Below are 15,501 nucleotides of genomic sequence, written 5' to 3' on the forward strand. Positions count from 1 at the left end.
AGGCCGGGTAAGCGAACGCGCCACCCGACGCACCGCCGCTACAGAGGCTGCGTCTGCGCCTCAACCACCGCCAGCGCCACCATGTTCACGATGCGGCGCACAGAGGCAATCGGCGTTAATACATGCACCGGTTTCGCCACGCCCATCAGTACCGGCCCTACGGTCACCCCTTCAGAGCTGGATACGCGCAGCAGGTTGTAGCTGATACGCGCCGCTTCCACGTTCGGCATAATCAGGATGTTTGCCGAGCCTTTCAGCGGGCTGTCCGGCATACGCTCGTTGCGGATGCTTTCCACCAGCGCGGCATCGCCGTGCATTTCTCCGTCAATCATCAGCTCCGGCGCACGCTCGCGCACCAGCTCCAGCGTCTGACGCATTTTGCACGCCGCCGCTGATTTAGACGAACCAAAGTTAGAGTGCGACAGCAGCGCCACTTTCGGCTCAATACCAAAGCGACGCACGGTTTCTGCCGCCATCACGGTGATCTCCGCCAGCTCGTCCGGGGTTGGATCGTCGTTAACGTAGGTATCGGCGATAAAAGTGTTCCCGCTTGGCAGCAGCAGCGCGTTCATCGCTCCGGCGGCGTGAACCCCTTCGCGGTAGCCGAAGATCTCCTGCACCACGCTGAAATGCTCGTGGTAATCGCCGATGGTACCGCAGATCAGCGCATCCGCTTCGCCGCGATGGACCATAATCGCGCCGATCACCGTGGTATTGCTGATCACCGCCCGCTGCGCCTGCTCCTGGGTGATCCCACGACGCTTCATGATCGCGTAGTATTCGTTCCAGTACTCTTTAAAGCGCGGATCGGATTCGTTATTGACGATCTCAAAGTCCACACCCGGCTTAATCTGCAGCCCCAGTTTCTGAATGCGCATCTCGATGACGCTCGGACGACCAATCAGGATCGGCTTCGCCAGCCCGAGGCTCACCAGCTCCTGGGTGGCATGCAGCACGCGCGCCTCTTCCCCTTCCGCCAGCACCACGCGTTTTGCGTCCGCGCGGGCCTGAGAGAAAATTGGCTTCATAAACAGGTTGGTTTTGTAGACGAACTCGGTGAGTTTATCAACGTAAGCGTCGAAGTCCTGGATCGGACGCGTTGCCACCCCGGAGTCCATTGCCGCTTTGGCCACCGCTGGCGCGATCTTCACGATCAGTCGCGGGTCAAACGGTTTAGGGATGATGTAGTCAGGCCCGAAGCTCAGATCCTGATCGCCATAGGCAGAAGCCACCACTTCGCTCTGCTCGGCATGCGCCAGTTCCGCGATGGCATGAACCGCTGCCAGCTTCATCTCTTCGTTGATCGCCGTTGCGCCAACGTCCAGCGCGCCACGGAAGATGAACGGGAAGCAGAGCACGTTGTTCACCTGGTTCGGGTAGTCCGAACGGCCGGTACAGATAATGGCGTCTTCACGCACCGCTTTCGCCAGCGGCGGCAGAATTTCCGGTTCAGGGTTCGCCAGGGCCAGGATCATTGGCGCACGCGCCATCTTCTTCACCATCTCCTGGGTCAGCACTTTCGGGCCCGAGCAGCCAAGGAAGATGTCCGCACCGTCAATCACGTCCTCAAGCGTGCGTTTTCCGTCATCGTCCACCGCATACGCCGCTTTGGTTTCCGCCATGTTTGGCTCACGGCCTTTGTAGATCACGCCTTTGGAATCGCAAACCACGATGTTGTGTTTCTGCATCCCCAGCGCCACCAGCAGGTTCATACAGGCGATGGCCGCCGCGCCCGCGCCGGAGACCACCATACGCACGTCGGAAAGATTTTTCTCGACCACGCGCAGGCCGTTCAGAATGGCGGCGGTGCTGATAATGGCCGTACCGTGCTGGTCGTCATGGAACACGGGGATGTTCATACGCTCGCGCAGCTTCTGCTCGATATAGAAACATTCCGGCGCTTTGATGTCTTCCAGGTTGATACCGCCGAAGGTTGGCTCCAGCGCGGCGACGACGTTAATGAATTTATCCGGGTCCAGCTCGTCCACTTCGATATCGAACACGTCGATACCGGCGAATTTCTTGAACAGAACGCCCTTCCCTTCCATCACCGGCTTACCCGCCAGCGCACCAATGTTGCCAAGGCCGAGTACCGCCGTACCGTTAGAGATCACCGCGACCAGGTTACCGCGCGCGGTGTACTTATAGGCCGCCAGCGGATCTTTTTCGATTTCCAGACACGGTGCCGCCACGCCCGGTGAGTAGGCAAGAGCCAGATCGCGCTGAGTCGCCAGCGGCTTGGTTGGGGAAACCTGGATTTTGCCCGGAACGGGGAACTCGTGAAAATCGAGGGCACTCTGTTTCAACTGCTCATCCATCTTATTTTTCCTTTCACGTATCGGTCAAAAGGGTGACGTTTGCGATCCTGATGCACACCCGGGTGTGCCGCCTAGTATCGCCTCAGGACAGCGCATAAACTTTGAAGGCTGCCAAACTCTCACCATCACACATTAAAAATTGTTATCAATTTATAACAGCCATGTTACCCGTCTCAAAAGCAATGCCTCCCCCGTCTGCTATGCTTTTTTGTTAAGTCCATCATGATTTTCTCAGAAGTGTGAACTAACGCACTCATCTAACTCTTTTATTTCCAAGGAGTAATGATTTATGAACCAGCTAGACGGCATCAAACAATTCACCACCGTGGTTGCGGACAGCGGCGATATCGAGTCGATTCGCCACTATCAGCCGGAGGACGCGACCACCAACCCTTCCCTGCTTCTGAAAGCGGCAGGGCTTGCCCATTTTAGCCATCTGATTGATGACGCGATTGCTTACGGCAAGAAGCGCGGCAAAACGCAGGAGCAACAGGTTGCCGAAGCCAGCGACAAACTGGGGGTTAATTTTGGTGCAGAAATTCTGAAAAGCATTCCAGGACGCGTCTCGACCGAAGTGGACGCCCGCCTCTCGTTCGATAAAGAAAAGAGTATTACGAAAGCGCGTCGTCTGGTTGAACTCTACCAGGAGCAGGGAATTGATACGTCACGCATTCTGATCAAGCTCGCGTCAACGTGGGAAGGTATCCGCGCGGCAGAGGTGCTGGAAAAAGAGGGGATCCACTGCAACCTGACGCTGCTGTTCTCGTTTGCACAGGCACGCGCCTGTGCTGAAGCGGGCGTGTTCCTCGTCTCGCCGTTTGTCGGGCGCATCTACGACTGGTATCAGGCGAAACAGCCCATGGACCCGTACGTAGTCGAGGAAGATCCAGGCGTGAAGTCAGTGCGAAATATCTACGACTACTACAAACAGCACCGCTATGAAACCATCGTGATGGGGGCCAGCTTCCGCCGTACCGAGCAGATCCTCGCCCTGGCAGGCTGCGACCGCCTGACCATCTCCCCTAACCTGCTTAAAGAATTACAGGACAAAGAAGAGACGGTGATCCGCAAACTGGTGCCAACCTCCACCGTCCTGCCGAAACCGAAGGCCATGACCGAAGCCGAGTTCCGCTGGGAGCACAATCAGGACGCGATGGCCGTGGATAAACTGGCGGAAGGCATCCGCCTGTTCGCCGTCGACCAGCGCAAACTTGAAGACCTACTCGCCGCCAAACTTTAACCTTGCCATGGAGTGAACTATGTCCCGTAAAGAGCTCGCCAATGCCATCCGCGCCCTCAGCATGGATGCCGTGCAGAAAGCCAATTCAGGCCACCCTGGCGCCCCCATGGGCATGGCTGATATTGCCGAAGTGTTGTGGAACGACTTCCTGAAGCACAACCCCAACGATCCTGCCTGGTACGATCGTGACCGCTTTATTCTGTCTAACGGCCACGCCTCGATGCTGCTCTACAGCCTGCTGCACCTGTCCGGCTATGATCTGCCGCTTGAGGAGCTGAAGAATTTCCGCCAGCTGCATTCGAAAACCCCGGGTCACCCGGAAATCGGCTATACGCCGGGTGTCGAAACCACCACCGGACCGCTGGGTCAGGGGCTGGCCAACGCCGTCGGACTCGCGATTGCCGAACGCACGCTGGCGGCACAGTTTAACCAGCCGGACCACGAGATTGTCGATCACTACACGTACGTGTTTATGGGTGACGGTTGCCTGATGGAGGGGATTTCGCATGAAGTCTGCTCGCTGGCGGGCACGCTGGGGCTCGGCAAGCTGATCGGCTTTTACGACCACAACGGCATCTCCATTGACGGGGAAACCGAGGGCTGGTTCACCGACGACACGGCGAAACGCTTCGAAGCCTATCACTGGCACGTCGTGCATGAGATCGACGGCCACGATCCCGAAGCGGTGAAAAAAGCGATTCAGGAAGCGCAGAGCGTGAAGGACAAACCGTCCCTGATTATCTGCCGTACGGTCATCGGCTTTGGCTCACCAAACAAAGCAGGTAAAGAAGAAGCGCACGGCGCGGCGCTCGGCGAAGAAGAGGTGGCACTGACCCGACAGAAACTGGGCTGGAAATACCCGCCGTTTGAGATCCCGAAAGAGATCTACAAGGCATGGGATGCGCGCGAAACGGGTGAAAAAGCCCAGCATGCCTGGAACGAAAAATTTGCCGCCTACAAAAAAGCATACCCGGAACTGGCGGCTGAGTTTTCCCGCCGCATGAGCGGTGGTCTGCCGGAAGACTGGGACGATAAAACCCAGGCACTGATTGAAAACCTGCAGTCTAACCCGGCGAAAATCGCCACCCGTAAGGCGTCGCAAAACACCCTGAATGCCATCGGCCCTATCCTGCCCGAACTGCTCGGCGGCTCGGCGGATCTGGCGCCGAGTAACCTGACCATCTGGTCGGGCTCGAAATCGCTGAAAGAGGACATCGCCGGAAACTATATCCACTACGGCGTGCGCGAGTTCGGGATGACCGCCATTGCCAACGGCATCGCCCATCACGGCGGCTTCGTGCCCTACACCGCCACCTTCCTGATGTTCGTTGAGTACGCCCGTAACGCAGCGCGCATGGCGGCGCTGATGAAGGCCCGGCAGATCATGGTCTACACCCACGACTCTATCGGGCTGGGTGAAGATGGCCCGACGCACCAGGCGGTGGAACAGCTGGCGAGCCTGCGCTTAACGCCAAACTTCAGCACATGGCGTCCGTGCGATCAGGTCGAAGCGGCAGTGGGCTGGAAGCTGGCGGTTGAGCGCCATAACGGCCCGACGGCGCTGATCCTGTCGCGTCAAAACCTGGCCCAAATTGAGCGCACCCCGGAGCAGGTGAAAAATATCGCCCGCGGCGGGTACATCCTGAAGGACAGCGGCGGCAAACCGGACGTGATCCTGATTGCCACGGGTTCTGAGGTGGAAATCACGGTGAAAGCGGCGGAGAAACTGACTGCCGAAGGTCACGCGGTGCGCGTCGTTTCCCTGCCTTCAACGGATATCTTTGATGCCCAGGACGAGGCATACCGTGAATCGGTGCTCCCCTCCAGCGTCGCGGCGCGCGTGGCGGTGGAAGCGGGAATTGCCGACTACTGGTATAAGTATGTGGGGCTGAAAGGGGCGATTGTCGGTATGCGGGGCTACGGTGAGTCCGCCCCTGCCGACAAGCTGTTCCCGTACTTCGGCTTTACCGTTGAGAACGTGGTGGAGAAGGCGTTGAGTGTGCTTTAGTGCGGTCTTCGTTGCCGGGTGGCGGCTACGCCTTACCCGGCCTACAACACCATCAAATCGTAAGCCGGACTACCGCGTGATCCACAGCGTGGGCCAGGCGTCCGGCCCGTTCCAGTTATCGCAGCTTGGCTCTTCCGCATACCGCACCAGGCGGAAGCGCTGGCCGTCGAAACGCCAGCGCGTCTGGATCCCACAATCACCGATCCCACGCCCCAGTGCGAGCGTCGTCAGCTCGCGTGCTTTTTCATCGAAGCTGGCGTTCATCAGTTCCATATCGCTACTCTGACTGGACGGGGTAAACGGCAGACGCAGCCTGACGCTGCGCGCGGTGAACGGTTTTTTACGCGATACCAGCCACGCCAGATCGACCGTATTGTAAGCCCCCGCCTCGCAGCTGACGATCAGCAGCGCTTTATCATCCGTTAATGCGGTGACGCGCACTTCGCGGCGGTTAGGATCCAGCGAGCACTGGCTGTTGTTCATCCGCCAGGTGCCGTAATCCAGCAGATCGTTCAGTTCAGCGTGTGAGAGTGGCGTTGGCGTGGGGTTCACCACGGCCACCTTTTTTAATGCCGGAGCTGGAGGCACGCTCAGCGGCGGGCTATCTCCTTTTTTAATCCATGCTGTTTCGCTGCCCACGCGCTTTTGCTGAGCGTCGATAAACAGCAGCGCCGCTTTCAGTCCGACCAGAGAGATCGTCTGCTTTCCTCCGCGCAGGGTCAGCCTCTGTCCTTCCTGAATCGTTTTCAGAAACGTGGTGAGGGTACCCGTATCGTCAGTCTTGAGATGCCAGGGCGTTAACTGCCAGTGCTGGGCATTGAGTTTTAAGGGAACGTCGTCGAGCAGCAGTCGGGGGGCGATGTCAGGCTCTTTTACCGGAGGAGCCGAAAGCCCGCCGAGATCGATACGCAGGCTGGCGTCCGTTTTTGCCCCAGCGCTACGGCTCAGCGTCATCACCAGCCCGCGGTGTTCACCGGTATTTCGGGCAACGCAAAAATTCTGGTTATTGCAGGTGACCTGCCAGTCAGAGAAAGACTGCTGCGCAGGTGCAGCCCACACCAGAGGTGCGGGTAGCACGCAAAAAAAGAAGAGAAGCAAAACGCAGTAGCGCATGAATGGCACAGCCCCGGAAACGAAAAGGTCAATCTGGGGCGTATCTTCGTGCCCTGGACGGGCGGGCTCAATCGGATTTATCGGATAGATTTATCTGAAATATAACTTATCACCGGACCTGCGCGGCGTTCATCACGCCGCTGGTTTGCAGATACTGCAGCAGGATCACCGCTTTACCGTCGCGTATCTCGCCGCTTTTCACCATTTCCAGCGCCTGAGCGAAGGGCATTTCAAGCACTTCAATATCTTCATCCTCGACCCCGCCGCCGCGGTGAGTACGCTGAGCATCGGTGTATTCCGCAACGAAGAAGTGGACCAGCTCGGTCACCCCGCCTGGAGACATGAAAAGCTCAAAGACTTTTTGTACCGCACCCACCTCAAAACCCGTTTCTTCTATGGCTTCTTTGCGAATACAGACTTCCGGCTCATCGTCATCAAGCAGACCGGCGCAGGTTTCAATCAGACGCCCGTCCGCGTTGCCATTGACCCATGTCGCCACCCGAAACTGACGAATCAATACCACGCTTTGCTTTTCGCGGTTATACAGCAGAATGGTAGCGCCATTGCCCCGGTCGTAGACTTCGCGTTTATGGCGAATAACGTCCCCGTTCTTACGGGTTAAATCGTAAGTGATGTTACGCAGGACAAAGTAATTTTCAGAAAGGATTTTGTCTTTGATAACGGTAATGTTCAGGGACATACGGGCTCCACGGCAAAATGAGTCTGTTTATACTACGCCGTGACGCTCGCTTTGTCGCCCGTGGGTTCAGACGGCGCGTTTCTCGCTGGATGATGTTTCCGGTTGCGCCAGGCGCAATAACCTTACTGTACGTATGAATAAAGTGTTTACTCATCACTGCGTTATCAGGCAATGTACACCTGCCCGAAATGTCTGATTATTTCTCCCAGAGAGCCGTTCTGTGACCGTTAAGCGACCCGTTTCCGGAAGCCTTGCCTGGGCTTTCTTTTCGATAATTGTTCTCTCCGTGCTGACCAGCAGCGTCGCGCTACTAACGCTTGCCAGCAGCCAGCGCGACGCTGAAGCCATCAACGTTGCGGGTTCACTGCGCATGCAGAGCTATCGTCTCGGTTACGAGATGCAGCGTAACAGCCCTTCCCTTATGGCGCATCGTGAGAACTGGCGGCAGACATTAAGCGCACCTTCCCTGCAAAAGCTGAACCGCTGGTACGTTCCGGGCAATGTCAAAACGCGCTACCAGCAACTGCAGTTTGCCTGGCTGGAAATGGATAAGCACATCGCCCGCGGTGACAGCGCATGGTATGCCGCACATATTGAGGATTTTGTCGGCCGCATTGATGCCTTTGTGCTCGCCCTCCAGCATTACAGTGAACATAAAATCCAGACAGTGACCCTCCTCTCTCTGGCTGGCGCCCTCGGGATCCTGCTGCTGACGCTTTTTACCCTGCGGCGTATCCGCCGCCAGGTCGTATTACCGCTGAATAATCTGGTGGCGGCCAGCGAGCGGATTGAGCGAGGAGAATTTACGACGCCTGCGCCGGATACCGCCCTACCCAACGAGCTGGGCCAACTTTCCCGCGCTTTCAACCATATGTCGGGGGAGCTACACACCCTTTATCGGTCGCTTGAAGCTTCCGTGGCGGAAAAGACGCGACATTTGCACGAAGCCCACCAGCAGCTCGACATGCTGTTTAAATGCTCCCAGGCGTTGAATACGGGGCAGATAGACAGCCATTGTTTTCGGCACATATTGCAGATTGTCCATGAATACACTCAGATGAATTACCTGGAACTCCGCACCAGCGACGACTGGCGACTGTGTGAAGGGACCGCGTCGGGCAGCATCCCGCTGCAAAATCTGCCGGTACTGATGCAGGACACCCTCTACGGTGAACTGCGCTGGCAAAGCGAGACGGACAGCGTTCCCCTCCCGCTGATGAGAAGCGTGGCGACCATGCTCGGGCGCGGGCTGTACTTTAACCAGGCGCAAAAGCATTACCAGCAGCTGCTGCTGATGGAAGAACGCGCCACCATCGCCCGGGAACTGCACGATTCGCTGGCGCAGGTGCTGTCTTATCTGCGGATCCAGCTTGCCCTGCTTAAACGCGCGTTGCCAGCGGATAATGCTCCCGCGCAAACTATCATCACCGACTTCTCCCGCGAGCTGAACAACGCCTGGCAGCAGCTGCGCGAGCTGCTGACGACCTTCCGGCTGACGTTAAATCATGCGAATTTACCCGCGGCGCTGCAGGAGTCTCTCGATGCCCTGCAGAGCCAGACGCAGGCCAGGCTGCACCTCGACTGTCGTCTCTCCTCCCTGGCGCTTGACGCCCAGAAACAGGTGCATTTATTGCAGATCGTCCGGGAAGCCGTTCTGAATGCGATTAAGCACGCCCAGGCCAGCGAAATTACCGTTAGCTGCGTAACGGCGGTGGATGGCACGCACAGCGTCAGCATTCGCGACAACGGCATCGGGATTGGCGAGGCAAGCGAACCGCCCGGACACTACGGACTGAACATTATGCGTGAGCGCGCACAACGACTCGGAGGCATGCTGCACTTTTCGCAACCGCAAAACGGCGGCACGCTGGTCAGCGTGACGTTCCCGGTGCCTGCGCCGTTAACGGGTAAATAACGGTAAAGAGGCAAGCGCAGGGAAAAGCGCATGATAATTTACACTATCTCCTTTATTTCTCCACGTTTGACCTGGGCCTTACCGCTAAAGTTAGGCGGGCAATAAACAATAATGACGTGCAGCAAAACGAGGTCACTTTTACATGGCGAATTTTTTCATCGATCGCCCCATTTTTGCCTGGGTGCTTGCCATCCTGTTGTGTCTGACAGGTGTCCTGGCGATTACTTCTCTTCCTGTTGAGCAATATCCCGATCTGGCACCGCCTAATGTGCGTGTCACCGCAAACTACCCCGGCGCTTCCGCACAAACGCTGGAAAACACCGTGACGCAGGTTATCGAGCAGAACATGACGGGTCTGGATAACCTGATGTACATGTCCTCGCAAAGCAGCGCCACGGGACAAGCGACGGTTACCCTGAGCTTTAAGGCGGGCACCGACCCGGACGAAGCGGTGCAGCAGGTACAAAACCAGCTTCAGTCGGCTATGCGTAAGCTGCCCCAGGCGGTGCAGAACCAGGGCGTTACCGTACGTAAAACCGGTGATACCAACATTTTGACCATCGCGTTTGTCTCCACCGATGGCTCAATGGATAAACAGGACATTGCGGACTACGTCGCCAGTAATATTCAGGACCCGCTCAGCCGTATTAACGGCGTGGGGGATATCGACGCCTACGGCTCACAATACTCCATGCGTATCTGGCTCGATCCCAACAAGCTGAACAGCTATCAGATGACGGCCACCGACGTGACGGATGCCATCAAAGCCCAGAACGCACAAATTGCCGTGGGGCAACTGGGAGGAACGCCTTCCGTTGATAAACAAGCCCTGAACGCCACCATTAATTCGCAATCCCTGCTTCAGACACCGGACCAGTTCCGCAACATCACCCTGCGCGTGAATCAGGATGGCTCAGAAGTGCGTCTGAGCGATGTGGCGACGGTGGAAATGGGTGCTGAGAAATACGACTACCTGAGCCGATTTAACGGCAACCCGGCCTCTGGCCTTGGGATTAAGCTGGCCTCCGGCGCAAATGAAATGGCGACGGCGAAATTGGTGCTGGACCGTCTGGATGAGCTGTCGCAGTATTTCCCGCACGGGCTGGAGTATAAAGTCGCCTATGAAACCACTTCCTTCGTAAAAGCCTCGATTGAGGATGTGGTAAAGACCCTGCTGGAAGCGATTGCCCTGGTGTTCCTGGTCATGTATCTGTTCCTGCAAAACTTTCGCGCCACGCTGATCCCCACTATTGCCGTCCCCGTGGTGCTGCTGGGTACCTTTTCGGTGCTTTACGCGTTCGGGTACAGCATTAACACCCTGACGATGTTTGCCATGGTGCTGGCAATTGGCCTGCTGGTGGATGATGCCATTGTGGTGGTCGAAAACGTCGAGCGCATCATGAGCGAAGAAGGTCTTTCCCCGCGCCAGGCCACGCGAAAATCCATGGGTCAAATTCAGGGGGCGTTAGTCGGCATTGCGATGGTGTTGTCGGCGGTCTTTATCCCGATGGCCTTCTTCGGCGGCACGACCGGCGCGATTTACCGCCAGTTCTCGATAACCATCGTCTCAGCAATGGTACTCTCCGTTCTGGTGGCCCTGATCCTCACCCCTGCGCTTTGCGCCACCCTCCTCAAGCCGCTGCACAAAGGGGAACATCACGGTCAGAAAGGGTTCTTCGGCTGGTTTAACCGGATGTTCAACCGCAATGCCGCCCGGTATGAATCTGCGGTCGGTAAAGTGCTGCACCGCAGCCTGCGCTGGATGATGATTTACGTTGTACTGCTGGGCGGCATGGTGTGGCTGTTTCTGCATTTGCCCACCTCGTTCCTGCCGATGGAAGACCGGGGGATGTTCATCACCTCGGTGCAGCTCCCGAGCGGCTCAACGCAGCAGCAGACGCTGAAAGTGGTCCAGAACGTAGAGCAGTACTTCTTCACCCACGAGAAAGATAACGTTGTGTCGGTCTTTTCGACCGTTGGCTCCGGCCCGGGCGGGAACGGGCAGAACGTCGCCCGTATGTTTGTCCGTCTGAAAGACTGGAATGAACGGGACACCCAAACGGGAACCTCATTTGCCATCATTGAACGTGCCACTAAAGCCTTTTCCCGTATTAAAGAGGCGCGCGTCTTTGCGAGCAGTCCGCCAGCGATCAGCGGCCTGGGGAGTTCTGCCGGGTTTGATATGGAGCTGCAGGATCACGCCGGCGCGGGCCACGATGCGCTGATGGCGGCACGCGACAAATTGTTAGCGCTGGCAGGTAATGATTCTGGCCTGACCCGCGTGCGCCACAACGGCCTGGACGACAGCCCGCAGCTTCAGGTGGATATCGACCAGCGTAAGGCGCAGGCGCTGGGCGTCTCCATCGACGATATCAACGACACCCTGCAAACGGCGTGGGGCTCGAGCTATGTGAACGACTTTATGGATCGCGGTCGCGTGAAAAAAGTATATGTTCAGTCCGCCGCGCCGTACCGCATGCTGCCGGATGATATTAACCGCTGGTTTGTACGCAATAACAGCGGCGGGATGGTTCCCTTCTCGGCGTTTGCCACCTCGCGCTGGGAGAGCGGTTCGCCGCGTCTGGAGCGCTATAACGGTTATTCTGCGGTGGAAATCGTCGGGGAAGCCGCGCCGGGCGTAAGTACCGGCACGGCCATGGACACCATGGAAAAACTGGTGCAACAGCTGCCCGCCGGTTTTGGTCTGGAATGGACGGCCATGTCTTACCAGGAACGTCTCTCCGGCGCGCAGGCCCCCGCGCTTTATGCCCTTTCTCTGCTGGTGGTGTTCCTCTGCCTTGCCGCGCTGTATGAGAGCTGGTCGGTTCCGTTCTCGGTCATGCTGGTGGTACCGCTTGGGGTTATCGGTGCGCTGCTGGCAACCTGGATGCGCGGCCTGGAAAACGATGTTTACTTCCAGGTCGGGCTGCTGACGGTGATCGGCTTGTCGGCGAAAAACGCCATTCTGATCGTTGAGTTTGCCAACGAGATGAATGCCAAAGGCCACGAGCTGATGGCCGCCACGCTACATGCCTGCCGTCAGCGACTACGCCCGATCCTGATGACCTCGCTGGCCTTTATTTTTGGCGTATTGCCAATGGCAACCAGCACGGGTGCAGGTTCCAGCAGCCAGCACGCGGTCGGTACCGGGGTAATGGGGGGCATGATTTCGGCCACCATCCTGGCCATTTATTTCGTGCCGCTGTTCTTTGTGCTGGTGCGTCGTCGCTTCCCGCTCAGAGAGCGGCAGGAATAACATTCAGCCATAAAAAAGGCGGCTTTATCAGCCGCCTTTTTATTGTGTGATTAATTCACACTATGATTATTTTACTTATTTAAGTGCTCTTGCAATTCTTACTGAATGTCATTTACGAAGCATGCCTTCGATAAAATCTTTCCAGTTCCCCAGTTCACGTTCAATCATAACAACCTCTCTTATTATTATGCGCATTCTACGAAAACGTATCATCATTGTGAAGACTATTTAACCAATTGCTGTGATTGTACCCCGCCACCGTTGGGGATTTATGATAAATATGAATGGAGAATCTTAAATTTTGTGTGACGGCCAGCAATATTTTGAAATAACCCTACGAACGGGTGAGCTTTATTTTACCCGCTGAGTTTGTTAGCAATTTATACCCGATGGACATCTATGCTTAAATGATGAAAGAATATTCAGCGTACAGATGTGCGTTGAATTAAGCAGACGTGTAAATCCAGAGTATTCCTGAATGTGTTATATTCTGCTTAAGGATATATCTTCGAATTTATTGAACATTTAATGGTCATAAGGACAAAAGGATTCACCATGGTTGTGATGTACGGCATTAAAAATTGCGACACCATCAAAAAAGCCCGCCGCTGGCTGGAAGCGAACCACATCGAGTACCGCTTCCACGATTACCGTGCCGATGGGCTTGATGCAGATTTTCTGCATAACGCCATCAATGAACTGGGCTGGGAGGCACTGCTTAACACCCGCGGTACCACCTGGCGTAAACTGGACGAATCCCTGCGCGCCAGCATCGTTGATGCCGACAGCGCGGCAAAACTGATGCGTGAAATGCCGGCAATTATCAAACGCCCATTGCTCTGCAAGCCAGGTCAGCCTATGCTGCTGGGTTTCAGTGAAACCCTTTATTCTGACTTTTTCGTTGAGGTGTAGTGTATGTCATGCCCGGTCATTGAGCTGACTCAACAGCTTATTCGCCGTCCTTCCCTTAGCCCGGACGACGCAGGTTGTCAGGCATTAATGATTGAGCGCCTGCGTGCCATCGGTTTTACCGTTGAACGCATGGATTTTGGCGATACTCAGAACTTCTGGGCGTGGCGCGGCCAGGGTGAAACGCTGGCGTTTGCCGGGCATACTGACGTCGTTCCCGCAGGTGACGCAGATCGCTGGATTAACCCGCCGTTTGAACCGACCATCCGCGATGGCATGCTCTTTGGCCGCGGCGCGGCAGACATGAAAGGCTCGCTGGCAGCGATGGTGGTCGCGGCTGAACGCTTCGTGGCTCAGCATCCGAACCACAAAAACCGTCTCGCGTTTTTGGTCACCTCCGACGAAGAAGCCAGTGCCCATAACGGTACCGTGAAGGTGGTTGAAGCGCTGATGGCGCGCAACGAGCGTCTCGACTACTGTCTGGTCGGCGAGCCGTCCAGTACCGAAGTGGTGGGCGATGTCGTGAAAAACGGTCGCCGTGGCTCACTGACCTGTAACCTGACCATTCACGGCGTTCAGGGACACGTTGCTTATCCACATCTGGCCGATAACCCCGTTCATCGCGCTGCGCCAATGCTGAGCGAACTGGTGGCGATTGAGTGGGATAAAGGTAACGAGTTCTTCCCCCCGACCAGCATGCAGATTGCTAACGTCAAGGCCGGGACCGGCAGCAACAACGTGATCCCGGGGGACTTCTTCGTCCAGTTCAACTTCCGCTTCAGCACCGAACTGACCGATGAGATGATCAAAGCGCGCGTTGTCGCGCTGCTGGAAAAATATGACCTGCGCTACACCGTGGACTGGTGGCTTTCCGGCCAGCCGTTCCTGACGCAGCGCGGCAAACTGGTTGATGCGGTAGTGAACGCCATCGAGCACTATAATGAAATTAAGCCACAACTGCTGACGACGGGTGGCACTTCAGACGGACGCTTTATCGCCCGTATGGGAGCTCAGGTTGTCGAACTGGGGCCAGTAAACGCAACCATTCATAAAATAAATGAGTGTGTTAATGCGGCAGATTTGCAACTGCTGGCTCGTATGTATCAACGTATTATGGAGCAACTCGTCGCCTGACGAATGCTCTGAGAGGAATAGCGAATGGATTGGCTTGCAAAGTACTGGTGGATTCTGGTGCTGGTGTTTCTGGTCGGCGTACTGCTCAACGTGATTAAAGACCTTAAGCGCGTTGACCACAAAAAGTTTCTTGCGAACAAGCCGGATCTCCCGCCACACCGCGATTTTAACGACAAGTGGGACGATGACGACGACTGGCCGAAGAAAGACCAGAAGAAGTAATTGTTAATTTCACCCCTCCCCCTAACCCTCGCCCCTGTGGGGAGAGGAACTGGGGGGGAGGGGGAAAGTGCCTACATAAACTCAACAATATTATCGTCATTCGGCTTGCCGCCGCTGAGCGCCTCATCAAAGTAGTGCTTCGGTACGGTATAACGCAGATGATCGAGCGCGAATTGCATGCTGCGGTCGTCAATCGCATGGCCCAGATCGTCAACGATATCCAGCGTCACATCCCCACCTTCACGAATCAATGCTTCCTGAGCGGCAACCGCATGTGAAAGCTCAATGACCCGGTCTTCACCACCGTGGATCAGATGGATCGTGGTCTGTGTAGTCGCACTCGTCGGCAGCGTCGCAAAGCGGCCGTTAAACGCGATCACCCGTGAAACCAGACCCGGCTGCGCTTTCACACTTTCCAGGGACATGATAGATCCCTGCGAGAAGCCAATCAGCGCGGTCGCGTCAGCACCCACGCCGCTCTGCTGCTGCCAGTAGCGTACGATGTCGATAAACGTGGGCATGATGGCATCAATGCGCGCCTGACGGTTCTCCTCCGTCACGCCCTGAACCGGAAACCACTGTCGTCCGTTCGGACCACACGGTTCTACGCCGCCGATGCTGACAATCAATGTGATCTTGACCCGCCATTTCCGGACAGCTTTTGTATCTTAAGTTAACGATGCCCG

At 56.3% G+C, this 15,501-nt stretch carries 11 protein-coding genes and 1 pseudogene; 7 read left to right on the forward strand and 5 right to left on the reverse strand.

The features are described 5' to 3' along the window. Nucleotides 1–38: 38 nt before the first annotated feature. A complete protein-coding gene (gene maeB, locus ACOTYN_RS19450; protein ID WP_014884753.1) occupies nt 39–2,318 on the reverse strand; it encodes an NADP-dependent oxaloacetate-decarboxylating malate dehydrogenase in 2,280 nt (759 codons plus the stop codon). A 289-nt stretch (nt 2,319–2,607) separates the two neighbouring features. On the opposite strand from maeB, the gene tal reads away from it, so the two are divergent. Further along, nucleotides 2,608–3,558, forward strand: coding sequence for a transaldolase (gene tal, locus ACOTYN_RS19455; RefSeq protein WP_071921979.1), 951 nt, complete (start codon nt 2,608–2,610; stop codon nt 3,556–3,558). Nucleotides 3,559–3,577: 19 nt separating this feature from the next. Next, on the forward strand, nt 3,578–5,566 hold the full coding sequence (gene tkt / locus ACOTYN_RS19460) for a transketolase (protein WP_014884755.1): 1,989 nt from the start codon (nt 3,578–3,580) through the stop codon (nt 5,564–5,566). 69 nt (nt 5,567–5,635) lie between these two features. Here the strand turns inward: tkt and ACOTYN_RS19465 are convergent, their stop codons facing one another. Continuing rightward, nucleotides 5,636–6,679: a DUF1176 domain-containing protein gene (locus ACOTYN_RS19465; RefSeq protein WP_045281124.1), complete on the reverse strand. Its 1,044-nt coding sequence runs from the start codon at nt 6,677–6,679 to the stop codon at nt 5,636–5,638. Nucleotides 6,680–6,788: 109 nt separating this feature from the next. After that, nucleotides 6,789–7,379, reverse strand: a complete 591-nt coding sequence (gene nudK / locus ACOTYN_RS19470; protein ID WP_014884757.1) for a GDP-mannose pyrophosphatase NudK — start codon at nt 7,377–7,379, stop codon at nt 6,789–6,791. A gap of 220 nt (nt 7,380–7,599) precedes the next feature. Here nudK and narQ point away from each other — a divergent pair, with 220 nt between their 5' ends. Beyond that, on the forward strand, nt 7,600–9,294 hold the full coding sequence (narQ, locus tag ACOTYN_RS19475; protein ID WP_071921978.1) for a nitrate/nitrite two-component system sensor histidine kinase NarQ: 1,695 nt from the start codon (nt 7,600–7,602) through the stop codon (nt 9,292–9,294). Nucleotides 9,295–9,436: 142 nt separating this feature from the next. Beyond that, nucleotides 9,437–12,550: a multidrug efflux RND transporter permease AcrD gene (gene acrD / locus ACOTYN_RS19480; protein WP_014884759.1), complete on the forward strand. Its 3,114-nt coding sequence runs from the start codon at nt 9,437–9,439 to the stop codon at nt 12,548–12,550. Nucleotides 12,551–12,658: 108 nt separating this feature from the next. Here acrD and ypfM read toward each other — a convergent pair whose 3' ends face one another. Further along, a complete protein-coding gene (gene ypfM / locus ACOTYN_RS19485) occupies nt 12,659–12,718 on the reverse strand; it encodes a protein YpfM (protein ID WP_015572204.1) in 60 nt (19 codons plus the stop codon). Nucleotides 12,719–13,105: 387 nt separating this feature from the next. Here ypfM and ACOTYN_RS19490 point away from each other — a divergent pair, with 387 nt between their 5' ends. From ACOTYN_RS19490 to ACOTYN_RS19500, 3 genes are read left to right on the forward strand one after another with little or no spacing between them, the layout of a single operon-like run. Further along, on the forward strand, nt 13,106–13,462 hold the full coding sequence (locus ACOTYN_RS19490) for an ArsC family reductase (RefSeq protein WP_014884760.1): 357 nt from the start codon (nt 13,106–13,108) through the stop codon (nt 13,460–13,462). A 3-nt stretch (nt 13,463–13,465) separates the two neighbouring features. Next, nucleotides 13,466–14,593, forward strand: coding sequence for a succinyl-diaminopimelate desuccinylase (gene dapE / locus ACOTYN_RS19495; protein ID WP_047027349.1), 1,128 nt, complete (start codon nt 13,466–13,468; stop codon nt 14,591–14,593). A 24-nt stretch (nt 14,594–14,617) separates the two neighbouring features. Further along, nucleotides 14,618–14,815 carry a YpfN family protein gene (locus ACOTYN_RS19500; RefSeq protein ID WP_013098222.1) on the forward strand — a complete coding sequence of 66 codons (198 nt, stop codon included), beginning with the start codon at nt 14,618–14,620 and terminating at the stop codon, nt 14,813–14,815. A gap of 71 nt (nt 14,816–14,886) precedes the next feature. Here the strand turns inward: ACOTYN_RS19500 and ypfH are convergent. Then, nucleotides 14,887–15,444 (reverse strand): annotated as a pseudogene (gene ypfH, locus ACOTYN_RS19505) (esterase); the annotation flags it as partial. Nucleotides 15,445–15,501 lie beyond the last annotated feature (57 nt).

Source organism: Enterobacter cloacae complex sp. IR5458, assembly GCF_049238025.1.
GTDB lineage: Bacteria > Pseudomonadota > Gammaproteobacteria > Enterobacterales > Enterobacteriaceae > Enterobacter > Enterobacter kobei.

Bases quoted from the DNA above. Each gene is read 5' to 3' on its own strand.
- maeB (WP_014884753.1), bottom strand. From the start codon at position 2,318: ATGGATGAGCAGTTGAAACAGAGTGCCCTCGATTTTCACGAGTTCCCC.
- tal (WP_071921979.1), top strand. From the start codon at position 2,608: ATGAACCAGCTAGACGGCATCAAACAATTCACCACCGTGGTTGCGGAC.
- ACOTYN_RS19490 (WP_014884760.1), top strand. From the start codon at position 13,106: ATGGTTGTGATGTACGGCATTAAAAATTGCGACACCATCAAAAAAGCC.
- acrD (WP_014884759.1), top strand. From the start codon at position 9,437: ATGGCGAATTTTTTCATCGATCGCCCCATTTTTGCCTGGGTGCTTGCC.
- nudK (WP_014884757.1), bottom strand. From the start codon at position 7,379: ATGTCCCTGAACATTACCGTTATCAAAGACAAAATCCTTTCTGAAAAT.
- ACOTYN_RS19500 (WP_013098222.1), top strand. From the start codon at position 14,618: ATGGATTGGCTTGCAAAGTACTGGTGGATTCTGGTGCTGGTGTTTCTG.
- tkt (WP_014884755.1), top strand. From the start codon at position 3,578: ATGTCCCGTAAAGAGCTCGCCAATGCCATCCGCGCCCTCAGCATGGAT.
- ACOTYN_RS19465 (WP_045281124.1), bottom strand. From the start codon at position 6,679: ATGCGCTACTGCGTTTTGCTTCTCTTCTTTTTTTGCGTGCTACCCGCA.
- dapE (WP_047027349.1), top strand. From the start codon at position 13,466: ATGTCATGCCCGGTCATTGAGCTGACTCAACAGCTTATTCGCCGTCCT.